General features: G+C 54.9%; 11 protein-coding genes. 5 read left to right on the top strand and 6 right to left on the bottom strand.

Features of this window, described 5'->3' with window-relative positions:
* Positions 1–110 precede the first annotated feature (110 nt).
* Positions 111–590 carry an Rrf2 family transcriptional regulator gene (locus ABLV76_RS03020; protein WP_004205761.1) on the top strand — a complete coding sequence of 160 codons (480 nt, stop codon included), beginning with the start codon at positions 111–113 and terminating at the stop codon, positions 588–590.
* A 68-nt stretch (positions 591–658) separates the two neighbouring features.
* On the opposite strand, the gene oqxB is transcribed toward ABLV76_RS03020, so the two are convergent.
* Complete coding sequence (gene oqxB / locus ABLV76_RS03015; RefSeq protein ID WP_135683264.1) at positions 659–3,811, bottom strand: multidrug efflux RND transporter permease subunit OqxB; 3,153 nt, start codon at positions 3,809–3,811, stop codon at positions 659–661.
* A 23-nt stretch (positions 3,812–3,834) separates the two neighbouring features.
* Positions 3,835–5,010 carry a multidrug efflux RND transporter periplasmic adaptor subunit OqxA gene (gene oqxA, locus ABLV76_RS03010; RefSeq protein WP_053810055.1) on the bottom strand — a complete coding sequence of 392 codons (1,176 nt, stop codon included), beginning with the start codon at positions 5,008–5,010 and terminating at the stop codon, positions 3,835–3,837.
* A 333-nt stretch (positions 5,011–5,343) separates the two neighbouring features.
* Between oqxA and ABLV76_RS03005 the strand changes: the two genes are divergently transcribed.
* Complete coding sequence (locus ABLV76_RS03005) at positions 5,344–5,706, top strand: helix-turn-helix domain-containing protein (RefSeq protein ID WP_049093592.1); 363 nt, start codon at positions 5,344–5,346, stop codon at positions 5,704–5,706.
* Positions 5,707–5,716: 10 nt separating this feature from the next.
* On the opposite strand, the gene ABLV76_RS03000 is transcribed toward ABLV76_RS03005, so the two are convergent.
* On the bottom strand, positions 5,717–6,289 hold the full coding sequence (locus ABLV76_RS03000) for a flavin reductase (RefSeq protein ID WP_243813451.1): 573 nt from the start codon (positions 6,287–6,289) through the stop codon (positions 5,717–5,719).
* A gap of 211 nt (positions 6,290–6,500) precedes the next feature.
* On the opposite strand from ABLV76_RS03000, the gene ABLV76_RS02995 reads away from it, so the two are divergent.
* The 3 genes from ABLV76_RS02995 (at position 6,501) to ABLV76_RS02985 (ending at position 8,937) form a co-directional block, all read left to right on the top strand.
* Entirely contained in the window at positions 6,501–7,385 is an 885-nt protein-coding gene (locus ABLV76_RS02995) for a LysR family transcriptional regulator (protein ID WP_348878177.1), read from the top strand.
* 120 nt (positions 7,386–7,505) lie between these two features.
* Positions 7,506–8,306 (top strand): hypothetical protein, encoded by an 801-nt coding sequence (locus ABLV76_RS02990; RefSeq protein ID WP_065696888.1) that lies wholly within the window; start codon positions 7,506–7,508, stop codon positions 8,304–8,306.
* 409 nt (positions 8,307–8,715) lie between these two features.
* Positions 8,716–8,937, top strand: a complete 222-nt coding sequence (locus ABLV76_RS02985; protein ID WP_135683266.1) for a hypothetical protein — start codon at positions 8,716–8,718, stop codon at positions 8,935–8,937.
* Positions 8,938–9,107: 170 nt separating this feature from the next.
* On the opposite strand, the gene ABLV76_RS02980 is transcribed toward ABLV76_RS02985, so the two are convergent.
* From ABLV76_RS02980 to ABLV76_RS02970, 3 genes are read right to left on the bottom strand one after another with little or no spacing between them, the layout of a single operon-like run.
* Positions 9,108–9,896, bottom strand: coding sequence for an SDR family oxidoreductase (locus ABLV76_RS02980; RefSeq protein ID WP_065800066.1), 789 nt, complete (start codon positions 9,894–9,896; stop codon positions 9,108–9,110).
* 12 nt (positions 9,897–9,908) lie between these two features.
* Positions 9,909–11,114, bottom strand: a complete 1,206-nt coding sequence (locus tag ABLV76_RS02975; protein WP_004205773.1) for a multidrug effflux MFS transporter — start codon at positions 11,112–11,114, stop codon at positions 9,909–9,911.
* 13 nt (positions 11,115–11,127) lie between these two features.
* A complete protein-coding gene (locus ABLV76_RS02970) occupies positions 11,128–12,858 on the bottom strand; it encodes a thiamine pyrophosphate-binding protein (RefSeq protein ID WP_064178284.1) in 1,731 nt (576 codons plus the stop codon).
* Positions 12,859–12,861 lie beyond the last annotated feature (3 nt).

The following is a 12,861-nucleotide window of genomic DNA, read 5'->3' as shown; positions in this document are numbered from 1 at the left end:
ACCGCAGATTGCTTCAAAAAAATTCCCGTATTTGTTATATTGTTGTTCATTGATTACTCACCTCTGCGGTGCCAAAAAGAACAAGATTCACCGCAACCCAGGACAAAACCATGTTAGATTACCGCTTCCCGACAGCTTTGCAGATGGTTCTCAGCGTAGCAATGGCGGAGCAGATGGGTGAACGTTCAACGAGTGCGATTCTGGCCTACGGCCTGGAAGCCAACCCGAGCTTTATCCGCAAATTAATGGTTCCGCTCACCCGTGACGGCATCATTGTCTCCACGCTTGGCCGCAACGGCTCTATTCATCTTGGCCGCCCGGCGGACAAAATCACTCTGCGTGATATCTACCTTTCCGTTATCGAAGATAAAAAACTGTGGGCGTCGCGTCCTGAGGTCCCGGCCCGCTGCGTGGTCAGCGCCAACGCCTGCTGGTACTTCAAATCGGTCGCTGACGAAGCGGAGCAGGCTTCGCTGAACGTCCTTGCTCGCCATACCGTGGCCAGCGCGCTGGAGGCGCTCAAAAACGCCGATACCAGCGGCTGCGACCCGGTACCGGAAATGATCGCCCGCTTTAAAAAAGCGCATTAATCATTTTCTGGTGACGAAAAAAAACCGCCTTCAAATTGTGAAGGCGGTTTTTTGTTATCTGCTGCAGGCTAGGCGCGCAGATCCTCCTGGACCGGCTTACTGCGGGTCACCAGTTTCCGTAGCGTCACGTAAAACACCGGTGTCAGGAACAGACCGAACAGCGTCACCCCCAGCATCCCGGAGAACACCGTGATCCCGGTGACGCCGCGAACTTCCGCTCCTGCGCCGTGGCCGAGGATCAGCGGAATGGTCCCGGCGATAAAGGCGATGGAGGTCATCACAATCGGGCGCAGACGCAGGCGGCACGCCTCCAGCGCGGCCTCCATGATGCCTTTGCCCTGAATCTCCAGCTCGCGGGCAAACTCGACGATCAGAATGGCGTTTTTACAGGCCAGGCCCATCAGGACCACCAGCCCCACCTGCACGAAGACGTTGTTATCGCCCCCGGTCAGCCAGACGCCAAATAGCGCGGAGAGCATCGTCATCGGCACGATAAGGATCACCGCCAGCGGCAGGGTCCAGCTTTCATACAGCGCCGCCAGCACGAGGAAAGCCAGCAGCACCGCCACCGGGAAGACGATCAGCGCCGTGTTGCCCTGGGTGGCCTGCTGGAAGCTGAGATCCGTCCATTCAATATTCATCCCATTCGGCAGCACCTGTTTAGACATGGCGTCCAGCAGCGTCATCGCCTGCGAGGAGGAGAGAACGCGCGGATCGGCATCGCCAATCAGGTCCGCCGCCGGATAACCGTTGTAGCGGATCACCGGATCCGGCCCGTAGGTGGTACTGATATTCACCATACTGCCGATCGGCACCATTTCGCCCTGATTATTGCGGGTGCGCAGATTGGCGATATCTTCCACGCTCTCGCGGTATGGTCCGTCAGCCTGGGCCATCACGCGCCAGGTACGCCCGAACTGGTTAAAGTCATTGACATAAGACGAGCCGAGATAGGTCTGCAGCGTGCCGAACAGATCGGTCAGCGATACCCCCTGCGCTTTCGCCTTATCGCGATCGACCTGCACGTCCAGCTGCGGCACGTTAGCCTGGTAGGTCGAGATCGGGAAGTGCATCCCCGGCGTCTGCATAATCGTCCCGGACATCGCATTCACCGCGCTTTGCAGCGCGCCATAGCCCAGCCCACCGCGATCCTGGATGTAAAGGGAGTAGCCGGAGCCCTGACCCAGTCCTAAAATCGGCGGCGGCAGGATGGAGAAGCCAAAGCCCTGCTGGATTTGCGCGATTTTAGCGTTGATTTCCGCATTGATTTCCGCCGCCGAGTGTTTGCGCTGGTCGAACGGTTTCAGGCCAAAAAAGACCGTCCCGGTATTCGGCGTGTTGGTGAACTGCAGCGCGTTAAGACCGGGGAAGGCGACCGCATAATCGACCCCTTCGGTATTCATCCCGATCTCGCTCATTTTGCGGATCACCGCATCGGTGCGCGCCAGCGACGACCCTTCCGGCATCTTCACGCCGCCAATCAGGTACAGTTTGTCCTGGGTGGGAATAAATCCGCCGGGAACGACTTTAAACATCACCCCTGCGGCGCAGAGCAGCAGCAGGTACACCACAAACACTGCGCCACGGCGACCGAGGGTTTTACTCACCAGCCCCTGATAGCCGTTCGAGCTGCGCAGGAAAAAGCGGTTAAACGGACGGAAAATCCAGCCAAACAGACGATCGATCAGCCGGGTAGGGAGGTCTTTCTTCGCGCCGTGCGGCTTTAACAGCAGGGCCGCCAATGCCGGGGAGAGCGTCAGCGAGTTGATGGCCGAGATCACCGTGGAGATGGCGATGGTCACCGCAAACTGCTTGTAGAACTGACCGGTAACGCCTGAGAGAAACGCCATTGGCACGAACACCGCGCACAGCACCAGCGCAATAGCGATAATCGGCCCGGAGACCTCTCGCATCGCCTGATGCGCCGCGGCAAGCGGCGCAAGCCCCTCTTCGATATTGCGCTCGACGTTTTCCACCACCACGATGGCGTCATCCACCACGATACCAATCGCCAGTACCAGCCCGAACAGGCTCAGGGTATTCAGCGAGAAGCCCAGCAGATAGAGAATGCTGAAGGTACCGACCACCGATACCGGCACCGCGATCAGCGGGATAATCGATGCGCGCCAGGTCTGCAGGAACAGGATCACCACCAGTACCACCAGCACGACCGCCTCCAGCAGCGTCTGCACCACCGCGCGGATGGAGTCACGGACGAAAACCGTCGGGTCGTACGGCGCCGCCCACTTCATATCTTCCGGGAAGCGGGTGGCCAGCTCGGCCATTTTGGCACGCACGGCGTTCGACAAATCGATGGCGTTAGCCCCCGGGGACTGGAAGATACCGATCCCGACCGCATCCTTATTGTTGAGCTGGGAGCGCAGCGCATAGCTACCGGAACCCATCTCGATGCGCGCCACGTCGCGCAGGCGGACCAGCGAGCCGTCCTGCGCCGTTTTCAGAATGATATTGCCAAACTCTTCTTCGGTATGCAGACGGCCCTGGGCGTTAATCGAGATCAGGAAGTCGCTCTCCTGCGGCAGCGGCTCGGCGCCAAGCTGACCGGCGGAGACCTGGACGTTTTGCTCCTGCATCGCCGTCACCACATCCGAGGCCGTCAGACCGCGGGCGGCCACCTTGTTGGGATCCAGCCAGACGCGCATCGCGTATTCGCCGGAGCCAAATATCTGGATCTGGCCGACGCCGGGCAGGCGCGCCAGCTCATCCTTCACCTTCAGCGTGGCGTAGTTGCGCATATACAGCGAGTCGTACTTACCGTTAGGCGAAAACAGATGTACCACCAGGGTCAGCGTCGGGGACTGTTTCTGGGTGGTGATCCCCAGACGGCGCACGTCCTCCGGCAGACGCGCCTCGGCCTGCGCGACCCGGTTCTGCACCTGAACCTGCGCCTGATCCGGGTCGGTACCCGGGCGGAAGGTCACGGTGGTCACCAGCACGCCGTCGGAGCCGGCGACCGATTTCATGTACATCATGTTTTCAACGCCGTTGATCGCTTCCTCCAGCGGCGTCGCCACGGTCTCGGCGATCACTTTCGGGTTGGCGCCGGGATACTCCGCGCGCACCTGCACGCTGGGCGGCACGACGTCAGGATATTCGCTCACCGGCAGCAGCGGGATGGCGATTAACCCGGTGATAAAAATTAAAATCGACAGCACCGCGGCGAAAATGGGCCTGTCGATAAAAAAGCGGGAAAAGTCCATGTCTTGGATTCTCTGATAAGGGATCAGTTGAGGGCGGCGCTGGGGGTCATGGCAACGGTTTTGGCGTTAACAGCCATACCTGGCATAAACACTTTTTGTAAGCCGTCGACGATGACGCTATCCCCAGGCTTCAGACCCTGCTTCACGATGCGTAAACCGTCGACCAGCCGCCCCGGCGTGATATCACGTCGCTGCGCTTTGCCATCTTTATCAACGATATAGACATATTTGCGGTCCTGATCGGTGAGCACCGCTTTGTCGTCGATAAGCGTAGCCTGGAACGCCGCGCTGCCCGGCAGACGCACGCGGGCAAACAGCCCCGGCGTGAACAGCCGCTGCGAGTTATCCAGCAGGGCGCGCATGCGGATGGTGCCGGTGCTCGGCGTTAACTGATTATCGAGAAAATCCACTTTGCCCTGATGGGGATAGCCCTCTTCGCCAACCAGGCCAATCTCCACCGGGAGCGCCTGATTATCGCTGGAGGCGCTTTGCCCGCGGCGGGCGAGATTCTGATAGTGCAGGTAGGTGGACTCGTCGACGTCAAAGTAGACGTACACCGTCTTCTGCGAGACCAGGGTGGTGAGCACGCTGGCGGTGTCGCCCGCCGTGACCAGGTTGCCGCTGGTGATCAGCGCGCGGCTGGCGCGGCCGTCGATAGGGGCAGTCACTTTGGTGAAGTCGAGGTTAAGCTGCGCGGCATCCACCGCCGCCTGCGCGGCGCGAATATCGGCCTGGGCCTGAACCGCGGCTGACCGGCGCTGCTCCCACTCTTCACGGGAGACGAGGTTGGTATGAACTAATTTATCGGTGCGGTTCGCCTCGCTTTGCGCCAGACTGGCCTGCGTTTTGGCTCTCGCCAGCGTCGCCTGCGCCTGTTCCAGCGCGGCGCGATAGGTTCTGTCGTCTATCGTGAACAGCACTTGGCCCTTTTTCACCTCCTGGCCGTCGGTATAATTCACTTTATCAATATATCCCGAGACGCGGGGGCGGAGCTGAACGCTCTCCACCGCTTCAATGCGACCGTTAAAACTATCCCACTGACTGATCGACTTCACCAACACCTTAGCGGCGCTGACGGCAGGCGCGGGCGGCGCGGCGTTTTGCGCGACGCTGTCGTCGCAGCCGACGAGCAGAAAGGAGAGCATCATCGCGCCGAGCGCGGTCAGGTGAATGTTTCCCCAGGTTTTTTGCAGGCTCATTATTTTTATTCCAGTCATTGTAGCCGCCGGGCAAGACGCAGCCTGAGAGGCTGCGCCACTTCCTTTGTCCGGGCTGGCTTAAGGCCATTTGTGTCGATCATCGCCACAAAATTGTAACAATTTCGAATACACTATCGCGGCGATTGTAGGAAGGCGCTTAACTAAGTGCAAGAATAATTGTTGCACTTTATGTGCGATCCTCGCCGGAGAAAAAAGGCGCGATCCTGGCAGGGTTTTAAATGCAACAATAAAACTTGCATTTTGTGTAAAACCAGGCCACCTTTTAATGCAACTGCTAAAGATGCTTTTAACCGGCCGCGAGGGGGAAATATGATGAACACTGGCGCCATCATTCAGGATCTGATCGACTGGATCGACAACCATCTTGATAGCCGTCTGGATATTGATACCGTTGCCCGGCGAGCTGGCTATTCGAAGTGGCACCTGCAGCGGATCTTCAAAGAACATACCGGGCACCCCCTCGGGGAGTATATCCGGGCGCAAAAGCTGCAAAAATCGGTTGAACGCTTAGCCCACAGCAACGAGCCGATCCTCAACGTGGCGATCGCCCTCGGCTTTGACTCCCAGCAGTCCTTCAACCGCAGCTTCAAGCGCCAGTATGGCCAGGCGCCCGGCGTCTGGCGCCGGAGTATCAGCCGCTCTGCTGCGCAGACATCTCGTCAGCGATCCGCATGACCGGGGAGGGTCAGTCCTGACCCGGCCCATGATCGAATTTGCTGCCTTTGCCGATGGCATAGAACTGCCCGCCTGCGACATAGTGAACGGTCCGTAGCTCGTCCGGCGCATCATCAAAAATCCAGTGTCCGTTGCGGAATACCCGGTCATCGCTCCAGGCTGCGACGATATCGCCCATAAACAGATTGTGTTGCTGCTGAATGTCCGGGTAGGGCATCACTTTGCACACCAGCCAGCCCGCACAGCCTGCCACAAGAGGAAGATCAAATTCCGGCTGATAAAAGAAGGGGATGGTGTCGTTTTTATCCGGCGCGTCGGCATAGCTGCGCCCGCCAGCGTAGAGGACGGTTGCCATCTGGCTGACTACGGGGATCTGCACCACGAAATAGCCGCTCTTTTCCACCAGCTGACGAGTGAAAGCCTGGGTGCCGATATAGGCCACCACTTTTCGCTCGCCTGCCAACCCAACCCAGGCGGCTGACATGACATTTTCGACGCCATCATATTTTGCGGAAATCATGGTGGTGGACCCGACCTGCAATAAACGATAGGCCTTACGTAATTCGACAGCCTGAACGGACATGATTTTTCCTTTATACGTGTTATTTAATTTGTTGATTGTATGGATATTTGTTGAGGTCATGGTCATTTTCAACCCCTCATTCGTCATCCACCGTGCAACGATACGCCAGGCGATTAATCGCAAAAAGGTGCGTAAATTGTTTTCATTATTCATAATCAACGAATAATCATGCCGTCTGTCGGTAAGCTGCTCGCTACAGGAGAGAAAGAAGGTGGATCGTATCCAGGCTATGCAGATGTTTATGCGCGTCGCGGAGGCAGGGAGCTTCGTGCGTGCCGCGGAAACCCTTTCCCTACCAGCCTCTACTGTCACCAGTACCATTAAAAACCTTGAGAAATACCTCAAGGTGCGGCTGCTGAACCGGACCACAAGGCGGGTGAGCCTGACTCCGGAAGGGATGCAGTATCTGGCGCAGTGCCGGGAAATTCTCGCCCTCATCGAACATAGCGAATCCAGCCTGGGCGAGTCTGTCGCGCGGCCTCAGGGGCGTCTGCGGGTTGATATGCCCGCGGGCATCGCGCATTTCATCGTCATGCCCCATCTGCAAGACTTTTACCGATGCTACCCTGACATCTACCTGATGATCGGCGTCAGCGATCGGCCGGTCGATCTGATTCAGGAAGGCGTCGACTGCGTGATACGCACGGGAGAGCTGAACAACTCCAGCCTGGTGGCCCGGCCTCTGGGCCGCTTTCGCTGGGTCACCTGCGCGTCACCGGACTATCTTCGGGAATATGGCGTGCCGCCGTCACCGGAGGCGCTCTCTCAGCACCGGGCCGTGCATTATTTTCCCGGCCAGGCGAGGCGGGCCGATGAGTTCCGCTTCCTTCGCCACGGCGAGACTTTTTCTGTACCCGTCAGCGGCACTGCCGCCGTGAATGAAACGGGGCTCTATATAAAAATGTGCCTGGCGGGCTTCGGGCTGGCGCAGCTGGCGGAGAATATCGTTGCTGACCACCTGCGGGAGGGGAGACTGGTGGAAGTGCTGGCGGACTGGCAGCCGCCCCCGGTACCCGTCACTTTGCTCTATCCGCACCAGCGTTTTCTCTCTCCCGCCGTGCGGGCGTTTGCTGAGTGGATGCGGGAGGTGGTTTGAGGGGAGTATCGTTTCGGGAGCCCCTCCAGGGAGCGTAGGGTTCCTGCAGAAATATCTGGTCTGCCGATCAATCACTCGATATTCTGTAATGCTTTGTCTTTTTTGTGAACAGGAAAAAGTATGCTGAATACGCTACCCGACTTACACAGAAGTTTCGCAGAGCAACTGAAGCTTAAATTACAGTCCGATTCGCGGATCCACGCCCTTCTCGCCGGCGGCTCGTTTATCCATGGCGGGTTTGATCAATACTCCGATCTGGATTTTGTGGTGGTGGTCGACCCTCTCTATTATGACGAAATCATGGCTCAGCGTATGGCGTTCGCCGGAACCCTCGGCCATCTGCTACATGCTTTCACCGGGGAACACGTCGGTGAGCCTCGCCTGCTGATCTGCCTGTTTGGCCCGCAACTTCTGCATGTCGATCTCAAATTTATCACCCTGGACATGCTCACTCAGCGCGTTGAAGAGCCTGCCGTGCTATTTACCCGTGATAACGATGCGCTCGAGCGACAGCTGGCAAAATTTAGCGCGCACTGGCCGAACATGACGCCGGAGTGGTTTGAGTCCCGAGCCTGGATCTGGCTGCATTATGCCGTGGTTAAACTGGGCAGGGGCGAACTCTTCGAAGCGCTGGGGATGCTGTCTTTCTTCCGGGAACAAGTGCTGGGGCCGATGCTGTTCCGTCGTGCCAATCTACCGCAACGCGGCGTTCGCCGAATAGAAGCCCTCGGCATTGATCCCGATGGCCTGCTGACTTCCACCCTGGCAACGCACGATCGTCACTCTGTCGGGATTGCCATCCGAAGGGCTGCTGACGCTTATGTCAATCTGCGGGCTGATGCGCTGCCTGACAATATCGCAGACGATGCGGCGCGTCGGGCGGTCCTTGCCATGCTGGACGCGTATTCTGACAAGGGGTAAACCTATCCCTCCGGCCGCGGACGCGGCCGGAGTGTGCAAGGGTTGTGCGAGATGTCGCGAGTGGTCTTATCCTGAGAGGGGGGGCGGGTAATTGGTAACGCTAAAACGACCCCTGGCCCGGTTTGTTCCGCACAGCCAGACGATCAGAGTTTATCCAGTTCATGCACCGTACCTTTTGGGACTTAATCTATGATGAGTTATCCAGCAGCCTAATTGCAGGAACCATACTGGCAGCTATAGTGGCGATGACTACCACCATCGCTGAAACTAAGAGTACATTGCTGCCCCCAAAATATATTGCTAGCGGTCCGGCGACCGTCTCACCGAAGGAAATAGCCACAAACGAACCCACTGCATCACAGGCCTATACGCGAGCCAATTTCTTCTATGGAATATGCGTATCTAGCGAATGAGCCCAGGACACGCCGAACAGGCCAAAAGCGACATCGGCAATAAAAAAGCGGCTGTAAGCCTCAATGCCGATGCAAGCTGGCTGAACAAAAAAATCGGCACTGCGCAAAGTGATATCAGCATGACGCCTAAAAGCGATCTCGCCGTGACGCCATCGCAGGGCAAGGAACGTTCTGCAATCAGGCCAGCACTTAACGTGGCAACGATAATCCCCCGATGAGTTAGTCCAAAAAGCTATCAGCAATTACTGACCCTGGTGTCTTTTCCACACTCTGTCTGGAAAAAACGCTATGACTGGCACCTGGTCGCCGGATACCGGGTAAGCAGCCATTACCAACCAGGGCCTGACTGTCTCTAAGCCCACGGCGATTTACCAGAACGACTTCATATTCAAAACACCCCTGGATATGCCCCACCATCAATCAAAATATTTTGCCCGGTTATATAGCCAGCATTCATGCTACAAAGAAAAGCACAGCAGGCTCCAAATTCATCTGGTATACCAAAACGTCCGGCAGGAATAAGTTTTTTGCGCTCAATCTCCATGCTCTCTGATGATTTTCCCCAGCGTTGTGCATCAGTTGCCAGGGTTTGCATTAATCGCGGTGTGGAAAATGCGCCAGGGAGGAGATTATTGATAGTCACATTTTGACTGGCAAGCTCACTACTTCTGGCAAGACCGGCAATATAAGTCGTTAAACCCCCACGTGACCCATTCGATAAACTTAATGTACCCCGCGGTGCTTTAACACTCCCGGACGTAATATTAACAATACGTCCAAAGCGACGGTTTCTCATTTCGCCGAGTACAGCCTGAATTAATGCAATGGGGGTGAGCATATTCGTTTCAATCGCCTGCAACCATATTTCACGGGGCCAGTCGTGACTGCCGCCGACTGGCGGCCCCCCCGCATTGGTTACTAAAATATCCACGGTGGGTGTCGCTGTCAGTACGGCATTTTGTACCTCGGGACACGTGATATCGCCTGCAATGCCTTGTATTCGTACTGCTGAGTTGATGGTCCTCAGCAAGTGCACGGCTTCATTAAGTCTATCGCTTTGCCTTGCGTTAATCGTTACATTGACGCCTTCTGACACCAACGCAGCGGCACAGGCAAAGCCTAACCCGCTGCTTGCGGCACACACCACCGCTTGTCGTCCTGTAATGCCAAGGTCCATGTTTTGCTCCTGCTAATCTCTGTCGGGGGATGATTGCTGATGGACTGACTGTGCAGTCCAGAATTGTGCGAATGCGATCAGAACAAGGCAAATCAGAGAGAGTAAGAATAAGCCCGATAAGAGACCTGAGGCTGTGCCCGTCCGCCCGCTAGCAAAAAACCACAGCACCAATGCGGCGCCAGCCATTTTGAGAGCCCCTTGCAACGCGCTTCCTGTACCGGCCAATTCGGCATGGCCGTGTAAACTGATACCCAGCAGTAAAGGTGAGGAGAGACCACATCCCAGACCTACCGCAAAGCTGTAAATCACAATGAATCCGATGGATAGCACGTTGGTAAAGTGAACAGATAAAGAAGCCAGCAGCGTGAAAGCTACTAACAAGGGAAGCGAGACCATCAAAATTTTCTCCGGCGTTGCTCGTGACAAACATCGCTTAGTCAGCCAGGAGCCAATAACAATTCCGGCAGAATAAATCATGAATAAATAGCCATTTTGTGAAGAAGTGAGGTGAAATTGTGTCTGAAAAACAAAGGGACTAGCAGTAAAATACCCAATCGTAATGGAGAATAATACGGCTGAAACCACGCTATATATCATGAAGTTTAAATCACTGAATAAGATCCTAAATCCAGCAATACGCCCGCCAGGTAATGCTTTTCTGGGGGAGGTTTCAGGCAGTGTTATTTTGACGAATATAAACCCGGCAAGCATCATCAACGCTAAGGCAATGAAGTTATATTTCCATGGAAAATATTCCGTAATGTATCCGCCAATCACTGGAGCAAAAGCGGGAGAGACTTGTGAGGCCATAGAGAAAACAGCCAGGGATTTTGACAGCTCTGATTTATCCCGAAATGTATCACTGAGAATGGCCCGACTGATTACCGGGCAGCCTCCGGCACCAATCCCGGTAAATAACCGGAAGAGAGATAACATCTGGTAGCTATCAGCCGTTGAGGTCAAATAGTTACCTACGGCAGAAAAGAGCAGTGATAATAATATTACCGGGACCCGGCCGTATTTATCGGAAAGAGGGCCATAAACCAGTTGTGATACTGCAAAACCGCCCAGATACCAGACGACCAGACTCTGGGCCTGTGCGTTACTGATATTGAGAGCCGCCTTAATCGTAGGCAATGCTGGGTTATACAGGTCAATAGAGAATAAACCCAGAATTAGTATAATACAGGAGTTGGTTATAATTAATCGAGAAGCCATTTCCTCATACCTTCTAAATAAGTGGATGCGCTTTAACACGACGGTTATATTCAGTATTAGGTGTTGCATGATAATTATCGCATTTTACTTCAATCAAAAAAGGGGTCTGCTTGCGCATAATGTCCGCAATCATTCCTTCTAACTCTTCTGGAGATTGAACAGAAATTGCCTCGATACCAAAACTTTTGGCTAAAAGACACCAATCATAATCAGGAATATCGGTAAGATCTGCCTGGTTTTCTTTGTTATTAAAATAACTGGCGGCATAGGAGGCGTTATTGAAGACGACAAAAAGTACATTTCGCTGATACTTCGCGGCCGTCGCTAGCTCCATTCCTTGCATTAACATGCACCCGTCCCCGGTAATAACCATGCATTTTCGGTCGGGAGCGGCAAAACTGGCCCCGATGCCTGCTGGAATACTCCATCCCATTGGTCCCAGCGTTGTGGCAGAAAGGTAAGCATCAGGAGTACGAGAAACCCAGTAATGTCCAAAAAAAGAACGATGTGCGCCAGAGTCAACGCTGACGATGCCATTGTCAGGAAAATGAGTCTGCAGAAGGCCAACATAAGAAGCTGGGTGGCGGCTTTCGTCACCGATCGGCATGCAGCGTGAGGTCGTCATAAGCCGTTGCACCCAAGGTTCACGGACGTTGCGACCCTCTGCCAAAATAGGATGGTAATATTCGCTCAGCGCATCAAGAAATGCGCTACTGTCAGCGACAACGCCGCAAGTCACATCCATGAATTTGCCAAGGTAGTCTGCGTTGATATCAACTTGAATCACTCCCCCTGGGGGCTGGAGGTCGGGTGACCAGATCATCGTGCTCCACTGTGTCATATCCATACCGAGTAAAATAACGCCATCGAGTTCACCATCTTTTAAGGCTTCAATGGCGCGAGGATGCCCCGAATAACCATATACCCCCAGTGCAAGCGGATGATCTTCAGGAAAAAGCCCTTTTGCGCTCAGCGTAGTCGCGACGGGAAAACCGTAAGCTTCGGCAAAATCTATCAGCGCTCTGCTGGTTTCAGGTGTCTTGCCTCTCAGGCCCGCGAGAATGATGCAGCGTTGATTATTGGCGAGAAAAGTTTCAAATGCCGAACTGCGCATTTTAATCAGATCCACTGGCTTTCTTTGCCAGCTATCACTGACGCTATCGGTAATCTCGCCGCGGCAGGCGTCAACGCTGGTGAGGACTTCTTTACTCACTCCAAGATAGACAGGGCCACGTTCCGCACCTTTCAACGCCCGTAACGACTCCCGAAGAAAGAGACTCAGCGGTTGCCCTTCTTTAACTTCGTAAGCAGCCCGGGTGACTGGCGCAAAAATATCACGTTGATTAATACCGGATTGTGTACTGTCCTGAAGAACGTTACGCATTTCCATCCCGGACGCAATTTGCCCGGCTAGCAGTAAAACTGGAAAATTATCCGTATAAGCTGAAGCGATACCGGTGAGGGTATTCGTGACCCCGGGACCACCGATGACCAGACAAACACCAAAAGCACTGGAGACGCGAGCATAGCCTTCAGCCATATATGCGGCTCCTGTTTCACAGGCAGTCACGATAGGGACAGGGAATTCGTCAGACCCGGCCTGGACATCCCGTGGGTAACACCGCATAAAGGCGTTGATCAATTTACCCGGCACCATAAAAAGGTGTGAGGCATCGAGCTGTTTCAATTGACGTAAAATCCATGCCGCTCCTGTTTCGTTCCTTTTAGAAATATGATTTGCCATACG

The sequence above is a fragment of the Klebsiella sp. GB_Kp047 genome, assembly GCF_040065235.1.
GTDB classification, from domain to species: Bacteria; Pseudomonadota; Gammaproteobacteria; order Enterobacterales; family Enterobacteriaceae; genus Klebsiella; species Klebsiella quasipneumoniae.
The sequence above is the reverse complement of the archived record's forward strand: the minus strand, read 5'-3'. Positions and strand labels throughout refer to the sequence as shown.

Excerpts from the sequence above, each read along its gene's own strand:
- ABLV76_RS03020 (WP_004205761.1), top strand. The coding sequence starts at position 111 with ATGTTAGATTACCGCTTCCCGACAGCTTTGCAGATGGTTCTCAGCGTA.
- oqxB (WP_135683264.1), bottom strand. The coding sequence starts at position 3,811 with ATGGACTTTTCCCGCTTTTTTATCGACAGGCCCATTTTCGCCGCGGTG.
- oqxA (WP_053810055.1), bottom strand. The coding sequence starts at position 5,010 with ATGAGCCTGCAAAAAACCTGGGGAAACATTCACCTGACCGCGCTCGGC.
- ABLV76_RS03005 (WP_049093592.1), top strand. The coding sequence starts at position 5,344 with ATGAACACTGGCGCCATCATTCAGGATCTGATCGACTGGATCGACAAC.
- ABLV76_RS03000 (WP_243813451.1), bottom strand. The coding sequence starts at position 6,289 with ATGTCCGTTCAGGCTGTCGAATTACGTAAGGCCTATCGTTTATTGCAG.
- ABLV76_RS02990 (WP_065696888.1), top strand. The coding sequence starts at position 7,506 with ATGCTGAATACGCTACCCGACTTACACAGAAGTTTCGCAGAGCAACTG.
- ABLV76_RS02985 (WP_135683266.1), top strand. The coding sequence starts at position 8,716 with ATGAGCCCAGGACACGCCGAACAGGCCAAAAGCGACATCGGCAATAAA.
- ABLV76_RS02980 (WP_065800066.1), bottom strand. The coding sequence starts at position 9,896 with ATGGACCTTGGCATTACAGGACGACAAGCGGTGGTGTGTGCCGCAAGC.
- ABLV76_RS02975 (WP_004205773.1), bottom strand. The coding sequence starts at position 11,114 with ATGGCTTCTCGATTAATTATAACCAACTCCTGTATTATACTAATTCTG.
- ABLV76_RS02970 (WP_064178284.1), bottom strand. The coding sequence starts at position 12,858 with ATGGCAAATCATATTTCTAAAAGGAACGAAACAGGAGCGGCATGGATT.